The following is a 22,130-nucleotide window of genomic DNA, read 5'->3' on the forward strand; positions in this document are numbered from 1 at the left end:
AAGACAGCCGACTTTCTGACTTCCTTTGTTTGGAGTGTGCTCTTGCTAAACTTACAGTTTGCCCCGCCTGATTGCCTTGGGCTTGATGCGGCCGCTGCGCCGTCCTGCACTGTGCAGGCGGGCTTGCATGGGCTTGGGGTGCTGACAGGTCTGGCGGTGCTGCACTTGCAGTCACGGGGCTGGTGTTGCCGTGAGTGAGTCACTGATGCGCGATCTTTCGGTGGCTGCCGGGCATCTGGTCGGCGCGACGCCGTCTTCGTCTGAAATCCAGCATCATGTTGAGGCCATCGACCGTGCCATGCTGGTGGCGCGTTTTTCGGCTGACGGGCGCATCCTGGGGGCCAACCGGCTGTTTCTGGATCGCTTTGGTTACGACCTGGCCGAGATCGTCGGCGCGCCGCATGAACTGGTCTGCCCGCCCAACCGGCCAGAAGCGCACCAGCAACACAAAGAATTATGGCGATCACTACGCGCCGGCAAGCCCTGGGCTGGCCTGGTCGAACGCGTGGCGCGTGATGGCCGCAGCGTGTGGCTGGAGGCCACCTATGCGCCGCGCATGGATGAACACGGCCATCTGCAATCCGTGCTGGCAGTGTCGGCCGATGTCTCTTTGCGCGTTGAGCATGAACGCGTGCAATCCAAACGTCTGTGGCAATCGCTGGTGGTCGACGAGACCGACAGCGCGGTCATTGTGACCGATGGCGCCTGGCGCATTGTGTATGTGAATGCCGGCTTTACCCGGATGTTTGGTTATCAGCTTGAAGAAATTCACGGCCGCCGGCCGATTGCCTTGCTGGTGCCGCACGTGAAGCCTGCGGTGATTGAAGAAGCGCTTAACTGCGCCAATGCCGGCCAGCCATTCCGGCTGGAAGAACTGACCTATGCCAAAGATGGCCAGCGCTTCTGGAACAAGCTGATCATCAACCCGGTGCGCGATGCCCAGGGCACGCTGGTCAACACCGTGAGCGTGGTGACCGATATCACCGACGCCAAAATGCACGAGATCATCCATCACAAGGGTCTGGACGCCATGGCGCGCGAGACGCCAGTGGTGGACCTGATGACGATGATCTGCCAGGAAGTCGAGCGGATCTCGCCCGAGGTGGTGGCCTCGATCCTGTCGGTGGATGAACACAGCACCATGCACCCGCTGGCCAGCCCCAGCCTGCCGGAACGGTTTTCCATTGCGCTGGATGGCATGCCGGTCGGCGCGCAAGAGGGCTCTTGCGGCACTGCGGCGTTCCGGCGCGAAGAAGTGGTGGTGACAGACATCGAGGCCGATCCGCTGTGGCAGAAGTATGCCCCGCTGGCGGCTTCTTTTGGTTTGAAGGCCTGCTGGTCAACCCCGATTGTGTCCAGCAAGGGGCTGGTGGTGGGCACCTTTGCGTTTTACTACCGCGAAAAACGCGGCCCGGACGAGTTTCACCGGCGCCTGGTCAGCGTGTGCGTCAACTTGTGCGCACTGGCGCTGGAACGTGAAGCCGCGCGGGCAGAAATCCAGAAACTGGCGTTTTACGATGGCCTGACCGGCTTGCCCAATCGCAGCCTGTTGCTGGCCAAGGCCGAACAAGCCATTGCCGGCGCAACGCGGGATCACACGCAACTGGCGGTGTTGTTTGTTGATCTGGATCGCTTCAAGCAGATCAACGACAGCCTGGGTCACACCGTCGGGGATGAAGTGTTGCGCCTTGCAGCGCAGCGCCTGAATGAAGGACGGCGGGCGTCCGATATTGTCGGGCGGCTGGCCGGGGATGAATTTGTGCTGGTGCTGCCGCAGTGTGATGCGCGGCGGGTGGCTGATCTGGCCGATCAACTGCTGGCCAATCTGGCGCGCCCGCACCGCATGGCCGACGCGACGCATGTGATTTCGGCCAGCATCGGCATCAGTCTGTTTCCGGCCAATGGCACCGATATCGAAACCCTGCTGCGCCGCGCCGACATTGCCATGTACGAGGCCAAGGCCAGCTATCGCGGCAGTTACAGCTTTTTCAGTAACGAGATGAACCTGCGGGCGCAAGAGCGGCTGGCGCTGGAAAACGCGCTGCGCGAAGCCATTGATACCCGCCAATTGCGGCTGCATTACCAGCCGCAGGTCATGCTTGCAGATGGCCGCTTGCATGGCGTGGAGGCACTGACGCGCTGGCATCATCCAACGCTGGGCGAGGTGTCGCCGGCGCGGTTTATTCCGCTGGCAGAAGAATCCGGCCTGATCGGCGGGCTGGGGTTGTGGGTGCTGGAGGAAGCCTGCCGCCAGCTGGCCGACTGGCAGGCGCGCGGGATTGACGTGCCGTGCGTGGCGGTCAATTTGTCCCCGACCAATTTTCATAATGTTGAACTGCCCCAGTTCATCAGTGCCTTGCTGACGCGCTACAGCCTGGCGCCGGCGCGGCTGGTGCTGGAAATCACCGAGAACGTCTTGCTTGATGGCAACGCCAGCACGCTGAACATCATTCACGAAGTGCATGCGCTGGGCGTCAAGTTGTCGATGGATGACTTCGGGACGGGTTATTCCAGCTTGAGTTATCTGCGCCGTCTGCCGGTGAGCGAACTGAAGCTGGATAAAAGCTTTGTGCACGACTTGCATAACGATCAAACCGCCCAGACGCTGTCTGAAGCCGTGATCCGCATTGGCGAGAGTCTGGATCTGGTGGTTGTGGCGGAAGGTGTGGAAAACGAAATCCAGCTTAACCTGCTGCGCCAGCAGGGTTTTCACGTCATTCAGGGGTTTTATCTGTCCCGGCCATTGCCGGCGCCGATGCTGGAAGCCTGGCTGCAGCGGCGCGAGCCGGCTACTTGAGCGCGCGGGTGTCGTTGTCGTTGCCGCTACGCCCGGTCAGGCTGAGCAGCGGCGGGATGACGGCTTCCAGATCAATCGGCTTGCCCACGTGATCATTCATGCCGGCGAGTAGGCATTCTTCCCGGTCAGTCGCTGAGGTATTGGCCGTCATGGCCAGGATGGGCAAAGCGGCAAAGCGGCTGTCCGCGCGGATACGGCGGGTGGCTTCCAGTCCGTCGATATCGGGCATTTGTACGTCCATGATGACCGCATCGAACGTCTGATCGCCGCCGATTACCGCGGTCACGCCCTCAAGGCCGCCTTCGGCCAGTGTCACCAGCGCGCCTTCACCCGATAACAACTCAGAGGCAACGTGCCGGTTCAGTGCGTTGTCTTCCACCACCAGAATGCGCATGCCGCCCAGCCGGCCCTGTGGCCGGTTGCGCACAGGTTTGCCTGGCGCGGCACTGGTGCCGTCCAGTACGTGGTGGACCGCATCAACCAATTGCCCTGGGGTGAACGGTTTGGCGAGGGTGTCGGCAAACACCGGGCTGGCCACGGTGATCGAACGCAGCAAGGCGTCATCGCCCGGGCGCGTTAACAAAATGACGGCGGTTGCGGCTTCTGCGCCTGGCATCTGCCGGATGCGGCCGGCGGTGACAATGCCATCCATTTCCGGCATGTCCCAATCCATCAGCACGATATGAAACGGCGTGTCGTCATCCAGCGATTTTTGTACCGCCGCACACGCCGTGGCGCCGTTGGAGGCCGGGCGCGCATCCCATCCCAGGCTGCGCAACATGGTGATCATGATGCGCAAGGCCACCTGGTTGTCGTCGACCACCAGTACGCGGATATGGCGTTTGGATGGCGTGATCGTTTCTTCCTGTGCCGCCAGGTTGATGCAGAACCAGAAGCGGCTGCCTTCGCCCTGGGCGCTTTCCACTTGCAGATCGCCCCCCATCAGGCGCACCAGCTGGCGGGAAATCGCCAGCCCCAGCCCGGTGCCGCCAAAGCGGCGGGTGGTGGAGGCTTCGGCTTGCTGGAAACCTTCAAAAATATGGCCGATCTGTTCTGGTGCGATGCCGATGCCGGTATCGCGAACGGCGATTTCCAGTTTGACGTGATCGCCCTCCCAGCCGCAGTAGCGCAGCGACACCACCACCTCGCCATGCTGGGTGAATTTCAGCGCGTTGCCGGCCAGGTTGATCAGGATCTGCTGCAGCCGCAGCCGGTCACCGACCAGCACGCGCGGCAGGCGGGCGTCGACTTCGTACAAGAGTTCGACATTCTTGGCGCCGATATTGCCCGACAGGACGGTCGCCAGATCACGCAGCAGCGATTCCACCTCAAACGGGTGCGGGTCCAGTTGCAGCTTGCCGGCATCGATCTTGGAAAAATCCAGCACGTCGTTGAGCAAGCCCAGCAGCGCCTGCGCGGCGTTCTGGGTTTTGTCGACGTAGTCTTGCTGGCGGGTGTCCAGATCGGTCCATTGCAATAACTGCAGCAAGCCCAGTACGGCGTTCATCGGCGTGCGGATTTCGTGACTCATATTGGCCAGGAACGAAGACTTGGCCTCGCTGGCGGCCACAGCTTGCTCCTTGGCGTGCCGCATGCTGGCTTCCAGTTGCTGCTGCACCGTGACATCGCGGTTGATGCCGGTCAGGCGGATGGCCACGCCTTGCGCATCGCGCTCTACCTGGGCGGAGGCCTGGATGTAACGGATGCGCTCGCCCGGCAGCACAATGCGGAAAATCGTCGAAAACGTGCCAAGGCCGGCGATGGCGTCATCCAGATTGTCCAGCGCGCCGGGCAGGTCATCCGGATGCACGCGGGAACGCCAATGCTCAAAATTGAGACTGCCATCGCGCAATGACAAGGGTTGTTCGTAGAACTGGAACATGCGCGGGTTCCATTGCAGGCTGTTGTCCGCCAGCGTCCAGGACCAGATGCCCAGTTCTGCAACCTCGGCCGCCATCAGCAGCTGGTCGCGGGCGGCGAGCAGGGCGCGCTTGTACTGGTGCTGTTCGGTAACGTCGGTAAAGATGCCCAGATAACCCACCAGCTTGGTGTCCTCACGCATGGCCGACACCGACAACAGCGCGCGAAAGCGGCTGCCGTCCTTGCGGATCAGGGTCCACTCGCGCGTTTCGGCCTCGCCCTGCGTGGGTCGCACCAGGGTTGGCACCAGACCGGGCGGCAGGGCGGCGCCCAGGCTTTTTTCCAGTTCGGCGCTGTAGGCGGCCAGTTCTTCCGGAACATGAAATGCCCGTGGCGAAATCTTGCCGATGACTTCGGCTGCGTCGTAACCCAGCAGCCGCTCTGCGCCCCGGTTGAAAATGCGCACAATGCCGTTGGTATCGCCCGCAATAATGGAGACCTCGGTTGCGGCCTGCAGCAGATTGCCCAGCAAGTCGTTCAGGCTCTTGTAGCTTGCTTCGCGCTCGGCCAGCCGCAGATTGGCAAGGCGGACGTGTTCCAGCGCCGCCGCGACCACCATTGGCGGCAACAAGGTCAGAATGAATGGCAGGAAAAACCAGACATCGCCATGCAGCCTCAGCCCCGGTGGCGGCAAGAAAATGCCCAGCGCTGCCAGCGTGCCCATACAAAATGAACACAACAACATGCCCGGGGCGACGATCTCCAGCGGCGCCAGCGCGGCCAGGAAAGTGAGCGAGACCGAAACATAGACATACGGAAAGGCCAGTTGCGCCGGGGCATAGAGCGACATGGCGACAGCCAGTAGCAACAGCAACAACCCGTTGCGGCCACGCATGGCGGCCAGCACCCGGCGCCAGCCGCGCGCCAGAATGGTCAGGCCCAGCGGCAACATCGATACCGTACCCACCACACTACCCAGGAACCAGGTCAGCAACGCATCCAGCCATGTACCAGGGCCGGACGCACCGGCCAGGGAGGTGCTGATCAGTGCGCCGGCAAAACACGCGGGCAGGATGATCAGCGCCAGTTTGGACATCAGTTGCGCTGGTTCACTGATGATCTGCGCCGGCCGGCCGTACTTGCGCAGCAACCAGCCGCCCAGCAGCATTTCACACACATTGCCCGGCTGATAGACCAGCGTGTGCGCCAGCGAAATACCCAGCAGGCTGCGCAGGATCACGTCCGTCATCACCAGCGCCAGCAGAATCAGCGGCCATTCGCGCGCGGGGCGCGTTTGCAGCGTGATCACCCCCAGTGCGTTGGCGTACCACAAATTGGCCATGCTGCCGTTCTGGTGCGCCAGCAAAAGCGCGCTCATGGCCAGTACAAAGTACACCGCCACGGCAACCGGCAGAATCTGCCGCAAAGGGTAGTAATCCGGCGCGGTGTCTGGCACAGCGTCGCCGGATACGTGCAGCGTTTCAAACACGGTTAGCGATGCTTGCGTGCGGTGCGTGCCCGGCGCAGGGTAGTGCGCGTCAAGGCGGCGGTGGTAACGGCCGCGACCAGAAAGGTCAGTGTGGCTGACAAGCTCATGAAAACTCTCCCTGTATCAATAAACCTGACTGATGCCATGCGCCGGCCCGCTGTCTGGTGCAAAGACGGCTTGTTTTCTGGCATTTATTGTCAGCAATGCAGTGTATCGAACCAGTGGCCTGAACAAGGTGCCGCGCCCTGGCATTTCCCTCAATGTGCATGTACTGGAGCATTTGTCGCCACTTTGGTGCGGCGATCCTGGTTGTCGGCGCATTCCCACATCTGGTAAGCATGAGGACGCACTCATCCTTACTTTAGACAGAAATCTGACGGCGTGTGTGTCTGGTGACAAATGGGCGGGCGGGGCCGTTGACCGGCGCTGCGGCCGGCTTGCCCGGTGCGCGGGGTTTGCAGTGCACGATGCTGCGGGGTCCGGGACATCAGCCAGGGTTGGCCCATGCCGGCGTAGGACTGGTGGTGCCGGGCGTGGCGGGGTGCGCGTGGGTGCATGGGCGGCTTTGCCGCGTGGGCTGGTGGCGGGTTTTGTGTGTAAGAAGAAAACTTTCTTGTTTATTTCATCAAACTTGAAATTGTTTCGGGAATTGGCTATGAATGAATTGTTTGTTGGTGCAGTAGCAGTAAACAAAAGCCGCCGGTTGGCGGCTTTTGTTTTTCCTGAAAACCGGGCAACGATCTGTTGCCCGCCATGTTCCGGCGCAGATTGCCTATGCTGGAGCATCGACACACCGCCATGTCTATCGCGCACCCTGCGCACCTTGTCCCCGGTTTTCCTCAAGGTCATCTTATGAAAATCCTGTCTTGTGCCAGAGCCGTCGGGCTCGTTGCCTTGCTGTTTGTCCCGGTTTGCAGCCACGCCGCGTCGGTGGCGCCGGTCATGGCGCAGAACGGCATGGTGGTCTCTGCGCAGCAGCTTGCCACCCGGGCCGGGGTGGATGTCCTGAAAAAAGGCGGTAACGCGATTGATGCGGCGGTGGCCGTGGCATGGACGCTGGCGGTGGTGATGCCAGAGGCCGGCAATCTGGGCGGGGGCGGTTTCATGACGGTGCAGTTTGCCGACGGCCGCAAGACGTTTCTGGATTTTCGCGAAAAGGCGCCGCTGGCCGCGAGCGCCAATATGTATCTGGATGAAAAAGGCAATGTGGTGCCCAGACTCAGTACCCATGGCTATCTGGCTGTGGGTGTGCCGGGCACTGTGGCCGGCATGGAATACGCGCGCAAGAAGTACGGCACCATGGGGCGCGGCGTGGTGATGGCTGCGGCCATTCATTACGCCCAGCGTGGCTATGTGCTTGAGCAAGGCAATGTGGCCGTACTCAATGAGGCCACAGCAGATTTTCAGCAAGACGCAGCGCATGCCGGGGCGATATTTTTGAACCACGGCCAGCCCTACAGGGTGGGCGAGACGCTGGTGCAAAAAGACCTGGCCCGCACGCTGCGCGAAATCAGGACTAAGGGTGCGGATGGTTTTTACAAGGGCTGGGTCGCCAGGGCGCTCGTCAGTTCAGTGCAGGGTGGCGGCGGCATTATTTCCCAGACAGACCTGGACCAGTACCAGCCGCGTGAGATGCCGCCGGTTGAGTGCGATTACCGTGGCTACCATGTGGTGTCGGCCGCGCCGCCTAGCTCTGGCGGCACCACGATCTGTGAAATTCTCAATATCGTCGAAGGCTATCCGTTAAAGGATCTGGGTTTCCATTCGGCCCAGGCCGTGCACTACCAGATTGAGGCCATGCGCCATGCCTATATGGACCGCAACAGCTATCTGGGTGATCCGGCTTTTGTGACCAATCCGGTTGATCACTTGCTGGATAAAAACTACGCGGCGGCCATCCGGGCGGTGATTGATCCGCACAAGGCGGGGGTATCGGCAGAGATCAAACCCGGCGTCGCGCCGCATGAGGGCAGCAACACCACGCATTTTTCGATTGTCGACAAGTGGGGGAATGCGGTTTCTACCACCGTGACGCTGAATGACTGGTTTGGCGCGCGGGTCATGGCCAATGGCACGGGCGTGTTGCTCAATGACGAGATGGACGACTTCACCACCAAGCCTGGCGTGCCCAATATGTACGGTCTGGTGCAGGGCGAGGCCAATGCCATTGCTCCGGGCAAACGCCCACTGTCGTCCATGAGCCCGACCATTGTGACCAAAGACGGCAAACCGGTGATGGTGGTGGGGACGCCGGGCGGCAGCCGGATCATTACCGCCACGCTGGAAACCATGATCAACGTGATCGACTACGACATGACGATCCAGGAAGCTGTCGATGCGCCGCGTTTTCATCAGCAATGGTTGCCGGAAACCACCAATATCGAGCGCTTTGCCCTGAGCGCAGATACCCGGAAAATCCTGGAAGACTGGGGGCAGAAATTTGCCGGCCCCCAGCCTGCCAACCATGTGGCGGCCATCCTTATTGGCGCGCCGACGCTGGGTGGCAAACCGGTGGGAAACAACCGCTTTTATGGGGCCAATGATCCACGCCGCAATAGCGGGCTGGCGCTGGGTTATTAAGGGGCGCTGGTTGCGGGCCACTCAGTGCTGACTGGCTGCCGCGCTTTTCTTGCGGAGCGGGATTTCACGCAGCCCCAGCGCCAGGATAAACGCCACCGCCAGCACGCCTGCCGCAACAAAACAGATGCCGTGAAAGGCTGAACTGAACGCATCCACGTAGCGGGCGTGCAGTTCTGGCGGCATCTGGCTGGCGTTCAGCATGGCCTGGCGACCGGTCATGCCGCTATCGGGCAGCAGGTTTTCCAGTTTGTGGCTGAGCAGCGCATTGAAAAGCGCGCCAAAGACCGATACACCAATCGACCCGCCGACCATGCGAAACAGCGTCACGCTGGAGGTCGCCACCCCGATTTGCCGCGCATTGACCGTGTTTTGCACCACCAGCACCATCACCTGCATCACCATGCCCAGGCCTGTCCCCAGCATGGCCGCACAGATGTACAAGTCGCGCAGCGGGCTGTCGGTATGCAAGCGGCCAATCAGAACAAGTGCGACGCTGGCCAGCAAGGTGCCGACAATGGGGAAGAAGCGATAACGGCCGGTGCGGCTGATGATCATGCCGCTCAGGATCGAGCTGGACAGCACGCCGCCCATCAGGGGCAGCAACTGCGCGCCGGCCCCGGTCGGGGTGGAGCCTTTGACCACTTGCAGATACAGCGGCATATAGGTGATCGCGCCAAACAGGCCGGCCCCGACCAGCACGCTGACCAGGCTGCACAGCACAAACGTCGGCTCGCGGAACAGCGTGAGCGGGATGATCGGCTCGGCTGCGCGTTGCTCTTCATAGATAAAGCCACCCAGGCTGACGATGCTGATGTAGAGGTAAATCCACAATTCGGCCGATGACCAGGGCAGGGTGGTGCCGCCCGAGGTGGTGAACAGCACCAGACAGCTCAGGCCGACGGCCAGAAAACCCGCGCCCCAGTAGTCGATCTCGTGTTTGACGTGGACTTCATGCGCATGCAGCACCGCGCTGATCACGCCCAGCGCCAGCAGGCCCACCGGCAGGTTGATGTAGAAAATCCAGTGCCAGGAAGTGTGCTCGACAATATAGCCGCCCAGCATCGGGCCAATGACGGTGGCCAGCGCATAGGTGGCGCCAAACAAACCCTGGAACTTGCCGCGCTCAGCGGGCGAAAGCACGTCCGCCACAATGGCCATGGTGACCACCATCAGTCCGCCGCCGCCCAGACCCTGAATGGCGCGGGTGATGATGAGTTGCGTCATGTTCTGCGACAAGCCGCACAGCACGGACCCCGCCAGAAACAACGCAATGGCGATCTGCAGCACTTTTTTGCGCCCGAACAGATCACCAAACTTGCCGTAAAGCGGAATGGCGATGGTGGAGCTGAGCAAGTAGGCCGTCACCACCCAGGATAACTGCGATACGCCGCCCAGATCGCGCACGATGGTGGGCAGGGCTGTAGAGACAATGGTCTGGTCCAGCGCCGACAACAGCAGTACCAGCACCAGCGCGCCGAACAACAAATGCAGCGGCGGCCGTTTGACGGCCGGCGCGGGGTGATCCAGGGCAAGGGGAGCTTCGGTAACCGAGGTGTTCATTGAGACGGGTTTTTAATTAATTGATGATTCAATTAATATATGGATGTCATAGGGTGGATGTCAATGGGCGGTTGCCTGCTGCTATCATTCCGGGGATTAAACGGAGGTTTTGTGACCAGGGAAGCTTCACCGTCGCCGCGCCGTCCAGGGCGGCCCTCACTGCGCGAGGGGCAAGAGAACCAGCGCGAACGCTTGCTTGATATCGGCCAGTCTTTGCTGTCCCGGCAAGGTGCGGCTTACGTCACCATGGCGGCCATCACCAAAGAAGCGGGGATCACGCCTTCGGCCGCGCATTACTACTTCAAGACCAAGGAACAGTTGCTGGATGCCTTGCTGGAAGAGCGCATCCTGCCGGTGCGGGCGTATTTCGAGGGGGTCTTTGAGAGCGGGCCGGATGACCCGCTGGCGACCATGACCCGGTTTGCGCGGCAACTGATGACGCTCAATGTCGAACACGCATGGTTCGGGCCGTTCTGGATTCGCGAGATGATCAGCGAAGACCCGGTGCTGCACGAACGCGTGAAAGCGCGCCTTGGCGCGAAGCGTGAGTCGCTGATGCTGGAAACCCTGCGACGCTGGCAGCAAGAGGGCCGCATCAATTCAAAACTGGAACCGATGCTGATCTTTACCAGCCTCGTCGGGTTGACGGTTTTGCCGCTGGCCATGAAATCCAGGTGGCAGGATGACGCCATGCGCAGCAGCATCACCGAGGATGACATCCTCCAGCATGCGGTGGCGCTGCTGGCCGGTGGCCTGGCCGGCTAGCGCGCAAAGCGTGGCCGGCGCAGCAAGTGCGGTGCCCGCTCCGGTAGCGAGAAACAGCGGGCGATGACCTGACGCGGGTTGTCCCGCGCCAGCAACATGTCGGCAGCGTGGCAGGTGATCAGGATGCTGCCGAAGTGGCGTTCAAACACCCCGGCGATGTCCGGATCAAACTGCGTGCCCGCACCACTGCAGATGTACTGCGCCGCTTCTTCATCAGAACGCGTCTGGTGATAGGGGCGCGGATCGGTCAGCGCATCAAACACATCGGCAATCGCCACAATCCGCGCTGCCAGCGGAATGCCCTGGGCGCACAAATGATCCGGGTAACCCTTGCCGTTGAAATGCTCGTGATGCGCATGCGCCACGTGGGCGGCCAGCCGCAACAGGGTGGACGGGCTTTCCGGCAACAGGCGCGCGCCCGCGGCGGCATGGCTCTGGATGGTTGCCCACTCTGTGGCGCTGAGCTTGCCGGTTTTGGCCAGCAGGGTGTCCGGCACCATCAGTTTGCCAATATCGTGCGCGGCTGCCGCCATTGAAATACGTGCCTGGACTTCAGGCGGCAAACCCAGGTGAGCGGCCAGACACTGCGATACCAGCGCTGGCCGCACAATATGCCGGACTGAACACGCCCCCCGGCTGGCGCAGGTCAGGGTCAGCCCGGCCAGTATCCGGCGCGCCCCTAGCTCTGTTTCGGTTTCCATGATCTGTTTTCCTGCGGGTCACTGACGCCAGCATGCAGCGACAGCGCCCACGGCCATATCGCCAGAACACGAAGCTGCTGTAGGAAGCGCATTACATCGGGTTTTTCCACCTGCCGGTTTGAACAGAGGCGCCCGTCCGGGCAGCGACTACACTGGGTTGTGCCAGAACATCAAAAAAGGGCCGACCGCCGTGTTGTCACCGGATTGCACATCTTTGCGCAAGGCGCAGCCATGCGGGCGATGATCGCTGAAGAGCATCCGCTGACCCGGCATGCCATTCATGCTTTGCTGACCCGTCTGGGGCACGAAGTTGTGCATGAATCCGGCGATGGTCAGGATGCGTATCTCAAGGCAGCGCAACTGGAACCCGACATGCTGGTGCTGGGCTTGCGCCTGCAGCATCTGGGCGGGCTGGAGGTCATCCAGCGCTTGCGGCAACGCAAGCTGGCCACGCGGATTCTGGTGCTGACGGCACAGGACTCGCCGCACGTGATCGACCTGTGTATTGGTGCCGGTGCGGCGGGCTTTGTCAGCAAGCTGGCCAGCATCGAGGAACTGACCGAAGCGATCACCGCCATCAGCAAGGACCGCACGTATTATCCGGCGCTGGGCGTGCGTGCCGGCGCGCACGACAACGACGAAGAGGCGCAGGTGCGCAGCCTGTCGCCGCGTGAACTGACCGTACTGTATTACCTGGCGCAGGGCTATGCCAATCGCGAGATCGCCGCCGCGCTCAATATCAGTGATCGCACGGTCAGCACTTACAAGATCCGCCTGCAGGAAAAGCTCAACGTCAAATCGGTGATCGAGCTGGCCGGCATTGCGCGGCGACACCACATTTTGTCAGTAGACGCTGAAGCCGCGCCCGCTACGCCAGGCATTCCTTTGTCAGCCGGGCAACTGGATGATCCGGCACAGCTCTACGCGTTGCTTGATGCCATCCCCATGGCGGTGGGCATCCGTGCGCCCGACGGCATGCTGCGTTTTGCCAATACCACCATGAAAGCCTTTCACGCCCGGCGCGGCATGAATCTGCAGGGTACAGACCTGAAAGGGCTGGCCGCCTATATGGATGCCGATGCGCTTGCCCATGCCCAGACGGTATTTGCCGAGGCGGTGAGCGCCGGCAAGTCGTTCCGGCTGGAGATGATCAGCCGGGTCGGGCAGGGCATTGTGTCGTTCCTTTATTGGGGCGCCCCCATGACGGGGCCGGACGGCGAGGTGCAGGCGGTGCTGTGTGGCACGCTCAACCTGTCTGATCTTGAAGCCACCTTTCTGGATTTGCGCCACGCCAAAGAACGGGTTGAAGCGGCCGGCAAGGCCAGATGCATGCTGCTGGAACAATCGGCCGCCAGAAGCCGGCAGGCGCAGGGCGTTCTGGAAGACATGCTGGCAGATCTGCGCACCTGGCAGGCAGACCTGCCCCCGGCCATTGCCGCCAGGTTGCCCGCCGTGATCGAAGCCCGGCAAGTGCTGGCAGAGCGGCTGACCTCCTTCGAGCAACTGGTTGCGCTGGAAGACAACGGCGTGTTGATGAACAGCAGTTGCCGCTTGCGCACGCTGGTGTCGGGCTTGCTGCCAGAACAACACGCGCTGGCGCAGGCGCGTGGCATCACTTTGCAAGTGACGCTTGATGGCACCGAGCACGATGAAGTCTGGCTGGATCAGCGCCGCTTTGCCGCCGCGCTGCAATCCTTGCTGGGCTATTGCATACGCACGGCGCCCGCCAGTGAGTTGCAACTGCATGTGCATCTGACGTTGCAAAACCGCGCCTTGCTGGCCGTGCAGATCAGCGCCAGCAGCGGTGAAGCCCCGCTGGCGCCGCTGGTGGCCGGGCCGGATGACGGACTGGCCGATCTGATCCTGTGCGGCGATCTGGTGGAAGCCATGGGCGGGCGCCTGTCGGTGCATGGCACTCAGGCGCAGATTGATCTGATGTTCTCGCGCTCTGCCATGAGTGCGGGCAAGGTCAGAAAGGCGTGACGTCCTGAGCGGGTTATCCGCCGTCATGCCCGGTTTGTAATGACATTCCTACGCCAGTCTCATGACTTGGTGATTTTCGCCGCGCCCTGGCTTTCTCAGAATTCGCTTATTGACGAATTTATGTCGCGCACCCCGCGCGGCAGCGTTCCGGTATAGAGGCGAATTTCATGTTGATCCCGCACTGGTTGTTCACCGCAGGTGGCGCGCCACCGCACTGAGTTCTGTGCGCTGGCGCCCTGGTGCGTCTGCTGATTCCCTTTTGTTTGTTTTATCCGGGTCATGGCCCTTTACGGGCCGTAAGGGCCCGGCTTTGCCCGAAAAACGCATTGCGCGCGTATAGCCCGGGCCTGTTGCAGGAGTCTTGTCATGAACCGTATCTTTCAGCGTATCTGGAACGCGGCCCGTAATGCATGGGTGGTGGTCAGCGAACATGATCGTGCCACGGCGGGCAATACCACCCTTGGTGGCACCGTGGACGAAGCCGTCAAAGGCCTTGCCGCGATTCTGGGTGGCGCAGCCATTGCGGTTGCCGCGGTCGATGTCGAAGCCGCCGCAACCTGGACGCTGGGCGAGGAGGACCGGGTCACCATCCTGGGCGGGTACAAAGACCAGGCCAAAGCCGGCGGTGCTGACCCGGATGCCAAACAAGTGCCTGAAAACATTGTGTTTGATGGCGGCGAGCTGAACCTGACCGGGGGGTATTACCGCGCCACAGGTCGCATCAGCGTGGGCGAGGGTGGTTACGGCAAGATCACGGGCGGCAGCAGCGCCAACCTGCCGTTCTGGCTGTCCGCCGGTTCCGGGCTCAATACGCCGCCGTCCAAGTCAGGCGCCATGTTCCTGATCTATGCGCCGACCATGGCCGGCAGCCAGATTGTGCTGGCCAAAGACGCCACGCTGGAAATCGCCTTCAGTTACGAAGGCCGCAACTATGTGGCGGTCACCAATAACGGTAACTACGACAAGGTCTACACGCCGGTGGCGTTTGGCGAAAACGCGCACATCAAGCTGACTGGCGGCACGTTCCGGTTTGACCCGTATCGCCACGACCGCGACGTCAAACTGTCCAACTTCATTTTCAATGGCGGCTGGCTGTCCACGCGGGGCGGCGACGATCTGATCACGGCCGATGAAGACGGCCAGGCCATCGGCAAGATCGAGATGGGCATGGGTTCGGACACCTTTGTCATCCCGGAAAACATCCACATCACGGCCTTGTACGTCAATGGCGTGCCGGCCAGCGAAGTGCGCATGTACGAGTTCGCCACCGCCACATCGGGCGCGACTGACGCCGGTACTGGCGGGCTGACGGGTTCCATGGCTGAGGGCTCGGGCAGTAATCCGAGTGACACGGTGCAGATCAATCGCGGCGCCAGTTCAACCGATATCACCTACAACTTTGGCTATTACAACGATGTGATGACCGTTGCTGACGATGCCACCCTGATTGGCGGTGCGGTCAATATGGGTAACGGCCCGGATACCTTTACCGCCACGGCAGCGACGCTCGATGGCGTCACCATCAAGCTGGAGGCCGGCAACGATACCCTGAATCTGGACGGCACCACCTTGCAGAACCGGGTGGCCATTGATACGGGCGATGGCGATGACACGGCCAATCTGTCGAACATGACGCTGAACCCGCAAGTGGCGGCCACGCTGCAAATGGGGGCGGGTAACGATACCGCCAATTTCAGCCGGGTGACGCTGGATGGCGACCAGTCGGCCAGGTTGCTGGATATGGGGGCCGGCAATGATGTGGTCAATTTTTCCAGTCTGACCATGAACGGTGGCGGTACCGCCGGGCTGGTTGATCTGGGGGCGGGCAACGATACGGCCAACCTGACCGAGGTCACCATCAATGGCAATCAGGGTGCTGCCTCGATCAACTTTGGCGCCGGCAACGACAAGCTGAATCTGACCCGCAGCCAGATCAACACAGCCCGCATCGATATGGCGACCGGCGCCAGCGAAGTCAACATCCTCGCAGACGCGCAAGGCGGCGTCACGCAGGTAAGCGGCAACCTGGCCTTTGTCCGCAGCGATGCCAGTGTGAACGCACTGACGATCAAGGATCAGGCAACCCTCTCGCTCAATGAGGCCAGTGTGGATTTCGCCGGGCGAGTCAATGTTGCTGACGGCGGCACGCTGCAGGGCAACGGGTCGCTGACCGCCAAAGGCGGCGTCGATGTGTATGGCACCGTGCAGGTGGGGGATGGCCAGCATGATGGCGCACTCAGCCTGCAAGATGCCGCACGCATTACCGCGCACGCTGGCGCGACGCTGACCGGTAGCGGGGTGTTGTCCAGTAGCGGCATTGAACTGGATGGCGTGGTGACGGCGCAAGTTGAGGGCGATCGCAGCCTGACCTACAACGACGGCCTTGCCGGCGCGGGTCGGCTGGAAAAAACCGGCGACGGCACCCTGCGGCTGGGCGGCGCCAATACCTACAGCGGTGGCACGCAGATAAACGCCGGCACGGTAACGCTGACGCACCAGGACGCTGCAGGCAGCGGCGCAATCAACGTCAATGCCGATACCCGGCTGGAGCTGGACTTTGCCGGCAAGCCCGGCAGTTACGATGCGGAATTTGACAACGCGCTGGCCGGTGCCGGCGTGGTTGCGGTGCAAGGGACGGATATCGACATCACCGCCGATAACAGCGGATTTACCGGTGTATTGCAGGTTGAGCAGGATGGCAGCGCCCAGGTGCGCGCTGCAGCACATCTGGGAGCGGCCAGCGTAGCGCTGGATGGCACCTTGCGCGTGGCGCCCCTTGCCGGCGGTTTTGCCTTCAGCAACGGGCTGACCGGCCAGGGGACGCTGGAAGCGCAAATGGGTACCACTGCCGATCACTTTGACTTTACGCCGGATGCCGGCACCGGTTTCACCGGCACGCTGGCCATGGGTCGCGGGCAGTTTGATCTGGAAGGCATCAACACCGCCGCGCTGGCGCAAGCCACCTTGCGGATGGATGAGGACAGCACCACCCGGGTGGGCGCCGGTGAGCAAAAAATCGGCGGCCTCAGCTTCAATGGCGGCACCGCTGTGTTTGCCGATGTGGTGCCAGACAGCACCCGCGCCGGCAGTTACGTCAACGCCGGGCGGCTGGACGCCAGCGGCACCGGTACGGTGGCGGTTGATCTGCCAGACCCGTATGTGCCCAGCGTGCCGGGTACCACAGACACCGCCACCTTGCTGGAACAGGATGACGGCCTGATCGGGCTGCAACTGGTTCAGGCGGCAGAGGTGACCGGGAGTGGCGGCGCGCTGGCGCTGACCGATCACGCCGGCAATCTGATCAGCGCCCAGCAGCAAGTCAACATCGCGCAAGACGGGCAGGTGGTCGCCAAGGGGACGTACGATTTTGGCCTGTCTACTGCGCCGGGTGATGGCTTGTACGTCAATTACGGGCTGCAAGAGGTGGATGTGCAGGCAGACCAGACGCTGGCGCTGATGCAGGCGCCGGGTGCGACGGGCGCGGCGGCAGATCTGGCCGCCCGTGTCACCGGTAGTGGTCATCTGGCCATTCAGGCCGGCACGGCGGCAATTTCGCTCTCCAATGCCCGCAACGACTATCGCGGCGAGACGACCGTGCTGAGCGGCACGTTACGCGCAGTGGCCGATCACGCTCTGGGTGATACCAGCGCACTGAACCTGCAAACCGGCACGAGCGCTGATCTGAACCACACACGGCAAGGGATTGGTACGCTAAACACGCAGGCAGGCTCGGTACTTGATTTCAATGGCGGTGATCTGACCGTGAGCAACGGCGGCAATGCATTGGGTAGCCTGACTGGCGCCGGCCATTTGCGCGTGACTAACCCGTCGGGCGCGGCTGAACTGGTGGTTCACGGTGCCAACGCCGGCCTGCGGGTGCAAACGCATATTGATGATGACGCCGCAGTGATCGTGGATCACGTCGCGGGTCTGGGGACGGGCGCCATTGCCAATGACGGCATGCTGCAGGTTGCATCCGCCAGCGCGCAGGGTGATCTCGTCAACGCTTTGTCCGGCCGCGGTACGGTGTCGCTGACGGGTGGGGCGGACGTAACGCTGGCGGCGGATAACTCGCCCTTTGCCGGGGAGTTCCTGGTTGATAACGCCAGCAGCCTGACTGCGGCCAGTGCAAGCCATCTGGGGTCGGCCGCAGTAGAAAACGACGGGACGCTGAACCTGGTTGCCCGTGCAGACTGGACGTTGCAAAACCCGGTGGCTGGCGCGGGTGTGGTCAACAAAGAAGGCAACGCCACGCTGAACGTGAACCAGTCTCAAGCCTGGACGGGCACCACCAATGTCAATGCCGGTGCGTTGCAACTGGGTCGCCAGGGTGAACTGGCCAGCGCCCAGGTCAATGTCGCAGCGGGTGCCGTACTGGGTGGCTATGGCCGGGTGGCTGGCGCTGTTGATAACCAGGGTACGCTCAATGTCGGTAATGCCTCGGTGGCCAATGGGGAGGCTGGCCGCTTCAATATTGGTGGTGATCTGGTGAATGCCGGTGTCGTCAACCTGGGTTCGGCCACCAGCGCGCCGGGCAACGTGCTGGAGATCGCCGGTGATTACACCGGGCAGGATGGCCAGATCAATTTCAGGACCGTGCTGGCGGGCGATGACGCAGCAACCGACAAAATGATCGTGCACGGCGATACCGCCGGCTCAACCCGCGTGACGGTCAAGAATGCCAACGGCGCTGGCGAATTGACTAGTCGCGGTATTGAACTGGTACAGGTTGATCAGCAATCCGGCGGCGAGTTTGTTTTGCAAGGGCGTGCCACGGCAGGTCTGTACGAGTACAGGCTGTACAAGGGCTCGGAGGACCCGGCTGATGGCAACTGGTACCTGCGCTCACGCAAGGAAGGTGCTGAAGGGGCGGCGCAACCGCGCCGGGCAGAGGGTGAGCTGGTCAATGATGCACCCATGACACCGGAAGTCCTGCGGCCAGAGCCGGGTGCTTATCTGGCCAACCAGGCCATGGCCCGCGGCTGGCAAATGCATACCTTGCGTGACCGGGTGGGCGAGTCTTATTTCGACAACAACCAGGGCGCCAGCCACGGCGCGTGGGCCCGCATTGTGGGTGATCACACCAACAGCAAGGCCGGTCAGGGCGAGTTGAGCCAGTCGGGCAATCAGTTCTTGCTGCATGCCGGGGCCGACGTGGCGCGCTGGGATGACGACGGCCAGCGTACGCACCTTGGGGTAATGGGTAGCGTCAGCCAGGGCAAGACGGAAGTCTCTGCCAAAGGCAACGCGGCGCATGCGCAAGGCCGGGTGGACGGGCAGGCGATCGGCCTGTACGGCACCTGGTTTGGCGACGCTGAAGCCCGCAAAGGCCCGTATGTGGATGCCTGGTTGCAGCACGGCTGGTACAAGAACAAGGTCGACGCCGACGCCCGGGCTACGCAATCGTATGCCTCACGCATCTGGTCTGCTTCGGTTGAGGGCGGGTATGAAATCCCGCTGCGCACGCATGAAGACAGGCAGACCATGCTGACGCCACAAGTGCAGGCGGTCTACAGCCATGCCAGAACCAATGCGGTGACCGATGACAGCGGTACCCGTATCGACGGCCAGGATGGCGGGCAAGTCACCACGCGGGTCGGGGTGCGGATGTATCGCCGCGCCACCACAGATGATGGCCGCAATCAGGCCCAGCCTTTTGTGGAAGCCAACTGGCTGCATGGCAATCAGGCCGGCAGCGTGGCCTTTGACGGCCAGGTGCTCAATAGCGATACACCGGCCAACCTGGCTGAAGTCAAAGCCGGTGTGGAAGGGCGTCTGGATAAAGACACCACGGGCTGGTTGCAAGGGCATGGCCAGATGGGTAGTGACTACAGCAACTACGGCGCCATGGTCGGGGTGAAAAAGCGCTGGTAAGTCCATTTGCAAAAAGCCGCGAGCGTATCGCGGCTTTTTTTATGTGCCTCGGCCATGCACGCCTCGGCCAGTTTTAAGGTGCGGGCCGCTACAATGCACGGCGGACAGGTCTGTTTTCAGAATCCATCATTGCCCGGGATTGTGCCCCTTATGCTTGCTGCCCCTGTTGTCGATACGCCCGCCAGTGTGGCTGGTACGCCCTCATTGCTGGTGGTGGATGCCGTCGCGTCCGCCCTCATTGCGCCCATGTCTTTTGTGCTGGAGCGCGGCGCCTGTACGGTGGTGCGCGGGCCTTCCGGCGCGGGCAAAACCCGCTTGTTGCGGCTGATTGCCGATCTGGATGAAGGCACGGGTGAAGTGCTGTTGCAGGGCGCGGCGCGTAGCAGCATGCCGGCGCCGGCATGGCGGCGGCAAGTGGTGTATCAGGGGGCGGAATCGGCCTGGTGGCAGCCGACCGTGCGCGCGCATTTTCTGCCAGAGCAATACCGTGAACTGGATCAACTGGCCGCGGCGCTGGCGCTGGAGCCTGACCGGCTGGATGCTGACTTGTCGTTGCTCTCCACGGGTGAGCGCCAGCGCGCAACGTTGATCCGGTCGTTGCTTGCGCGGCCCAAAGTGTTGTTGCTGGATGAGCCCACCAGCGCGCTGGATCGCGACAATATCGCGCGGGTAGAACAACTGCTGCTGAGCCGGATGCAAGAAGGCCTGGGGCTGATGCTGATCACCCATGCCGATGAACAGGCCGCGCGGCTGGGTGGCCAGCTGGTGCAAGTGCAACGGAGGGCCTGATCATCAAACCGCTCTTGTTGTCTTCATTTGATCTGGCCATGGCCTCGGCGCTGTTGTTGATCAACGGCGTGATCTCGCTGGCGCTGGGTTTGCAGGTGCACCGCACGCTGGTGATCGCCGCCGCGCGCATGGTGGTGCAACTGTTGCTGGTGGGTCTGGTGTTGCGCTGGATTCTGGCGCTGCAATCGCCGCCAGCCACCGTGCTGGTCATCCTGATCATGATCGGCGCGGCCGCGCGGGAAGTTGCCGCACGGCCGGCACGCAAACTGCGCGGCTATCAGGGCTATGCCATCAGCGGCGCGGTGGTGAGCGCGGCATCTTTGCTTACAGTGGCGCTGGCGCTGACCACCGCCATCCGGCCGCACCCCTGGCATGATCCACGCTATGCCATTCCGTTGATGGGGATCGTGCTGGGCAGCGTGCTCAATTCGGCCAGCATTTCGCTGGATGCGTTTCTCTCGCGTATCCAGAGTGCGGCCAACGTCATTGAGGCGCGGCTGGCGCTGGGCGCGCGGCGGCAAGAGGCGCTCAAGCCGTATCTGGTTTCGGCCATTCGCAGTGGCATGTTGCCGGTGATCAACCAGATGAGTGCCGCGGGCATCATCACCTTGCCCGGCATCATGACCGGGCAGGTGCTGGCCGGCATGGATGCGCTGGAAGCAGCCAAATACCAGATCCTGTTGATGTTCATTCTGGCGGGCGCCAGCGGGCTGGCAGCATTTGGCTGTGTGATCCTGTCGGCCTACAGCGTGACTGACGAGCGCCACCGGCTGCGGATGGACCGGCTGGCGCCGCAGAAACAGGGCTGATCCAGGTGGAGCCAGAAACATCTTCAGATCGGGATGAAATCCGGCGATCTTGCGGGTGTTTTGAGTGTTATTGCCCTGAAAGATAAGGTTTTTATGACATTTGCATGACAATACTGGACCGTCCGGTCTAGCGCTGTTTACAATGTCCCGGCCTTGGCAAACAGGAGCCTCCGGTGACCCGACGTCCTCCCGCGCAACGCGGTTTTGCGGTGCTCTTGTTCAGCTATTGCCTGGAAGTCTTTGACACCTTGCAAGAGGCCGAGCAACTGGCCGACTCCCTGCGCGATACCACGCCGGCCGGCGTGAAAGTAGTGCAACTGGGTGGGCATGCCGATGCCCCGGCTCCCGCTGCCGGATCGGGCCTCACGATCGAAGACTGAACCAGATCGTTAGCCGCGCCGGGCGGCCTCAATTTTCGCGATATCAATCTTGCCCATGGTCATCATTGCGTCAAATGCGCGTTTGGCGGCGGCCGGGTCCGGGTCGGCAATAGCCTCCATCAATACCCTTGGCGTGATCTGCCACGACAAACCCCACTTGTCCTTGCACCAGCCGCACGCGCTTTCCTCGCCACCGTTACTGACAATGGCGTGCCACAGGCGATCTGTTTCTGCCTGATCTTCCGTCGTAATCTGGAAAGAAAACGCTTCGCTATGCTTGATGCCGGAACCGCCATTGAGCCCCAGGCAAGGTATTCCGGCGACCGTAAACGTGACGGTCAATACGTCGCCCTGTTTGCCTGCGGGGTAATCCCCGGGGGCGCGATAAACCGCGGTGACGGCGCTATCCGGGAACACGCTGGCATAAAATTCGGCGGCTTCCAGGGCGCCTTTGTCGTACCACAGGCAGATGGTGTTCTTGCTGGACATGAAAAACCCCTTCAATACACGGGATGGAGAGTGCCCAGTATAGAAGGCTGGATC

At 61.9% G+C, this 22,130-nt stretch carries 12 protein-coding genes; 8 read left to right on the plus strand and 4 right to left on the minus strand.

Features of this window, described 5'->3' with window-relative positions; translation table 11 throughout:
- The first annotated feature begins 190 nt into the window (after positions 1–190).
- A complete protein-coding gene (locus IEX57_RS03745) occupies positions 191–2,797 on the plus strand; it encodes a sensor domain-containing protein (RefSeq protein ID WP_229708678.1) in 2,607 nt (868 codons plus the stop codon).
- Here IEX57_RS03745 and IEX57_RS03750 read toward each other — a convergent pair.
- Positions 2,790–6,146, minus strand: a complete 3,357-nt coding sequence (locus IEX57_RS03750; protein WP_188702459.1) for a response regulator — start codon at positions 6,144–6,146, stop codon at positions 2,790–2,792. The genes IEX57_RS03745 and IEX57_RS03750 overlap by 8 nt on opposite strands.
- A gap of 852 nt (positions 6,147–6,998) precedes the next feature.
- Between IEX57_RS03750 and ggt the strand changes: the two genes are divergently transcribed.
- A complete protein-coding gene (ggt, locus tag IEX57_RS03755) occupies positions 6,999–8,726 on the plus strand; it encodes a gamma-glutamyltransferase (RefSeq protein ID WP_188702461.1) in 1,728 nt (575 codons plus the stop codon).
- Between the two features lie 21 nt (positions 8,727–8,747).
- Here ggt and IEX57_RS03760 read toward each other — a convergent pair whose 3' ends face one another.
- Entirely contained in the window at positions 8,748–10,286 is a 1,539-nt protein-coding gene (locus IEX57_RS03760; protein WP_188702463.1) for an MDR family MFS transporter, read from the minus strand.
- A 111-nt stretch (positions 10,287–10,397) separates the two neighbouring features.
- Here IEX57_RS03760 and IEX57_RS03765 point away from each other — a divergent pair, with 111 nt between their 5' ends.
- Complete coding sequence (locus IEX57_RS03765) at positions 10,398–11,051, plus strand: TetR/AcrR family transcriptional regulator (RefSeq protein WP_188702464.1); 654 nt, start codon at positions 10,398–10,400, stop codon at positions 11,049–11,051.
- Here IEX57_RS03765 and IEX57_RS03770 read toward each other — a convergent pair.
- Positions 11,048–11,752 (minus strand): HD-GYP domain-containing protein, encoded by a 705-nt coding sequence (locus IEX57_RS03770; protein WP_188702466.1) that lies wholly within the window; start codon positions 11,750–11,752, stop codon positions 11,048–11,050. The two genes, IEX57_RS03765 and IEX57_RS03770, sit on opposite strands and share 4 nt — an antisense overlap.
- Before the next feature lie 231 nt (positions 11,753–11,983).
- On the opposite strand from IEX57_RS03770, the gene IEX57_RS03775 reads away from it, so the two are divergent.
- The 5 genes from IEX57_RS03775 (at position 11,984) to IEX57_RS03795 (ending at position 21,587) form a co-directional block, all read left to right on the plus strand.
- Complete coding sequence (locus tag IEX57_RS03775) at positions 11,984–13,735, plus strand: response regulator (protein ID WP_188702468.1); 1,752 nt, start codon at positions 11,984–11,986, stop codon at positions 13,733–13,735.
- A gap of 366 nt (positions 13,736–14,101) precedes the next feature.
- Positions 14,102–19,609, plus strand: coding sequence for an autotransporter outer membrane beta-barrel domain-containing protein (locus tag IEX57_RS03780; RefSeq protein WP_188702470.1), 5,508 nt, complete (start codon positions 14,102–14,104; stop codon positions 19,607–19,609).
- Between the two features lie 150 nt (positions 19,610–19,759).
- A complete protein-coding gene (locus IEX57_RS03785; RefSeq protein ID WP_229708679.1) occupies positions 19,760–20,398 on the plus strand; it encodes an ABC transporter ATP-binding protein in 639 nt (212 codons plus the stop codon).
- A 14-nt stretch (positions 20,399–20,412) separates the two neighbouring features.
- On the plus strand, positions 20,413–21,207 hold the full coding sequence (locus IEX57_RS03790; protein WP_229708680.1) for an ABC transporter permease: 795 nt from the start codon (positions 20,413–20,415) through the stop codon (positions 21,205–21,207).
- A gap of 173 nt (positions 21,208–21,380) precedes the next feature.
- Positions 21,381–21,587, plus strand: coding sequence for a hypothetical protein (locus tag IEX57_RS03795; RefSeq protein ID WP_188702472.1), 207 nt, complete (start codon positions 21,381–21,383; stop codon positions 21,585–21,587).
- 9 nt (positions 21,588–21,596) lie between these two features.
- Here the strand turns inward: IEX57_RS03795 and IEX57_RS03800 are convergent, their stop codons facing one another.
- Entirely contained in the window at positions 21,597–22,076 is a 480-nt protein-coding gene (locus IEX57_RS03800; protein ID WP_188702474.1) for a VOC family protein, read from the minus strand.
- Positions 22,077–22,130: the final 54 nt, after the last annotated feature.

This window comes from Silvimonas iriomotensis, assembly GCF_014645535.1.
GTDB classification, from domain to species: Bacteria; Pseudomonadota; Gammaproteobacteria; order Burkholderiales; family Chitinibacteraceae; genus Silvimonas; species Silvimonas iriomotensis.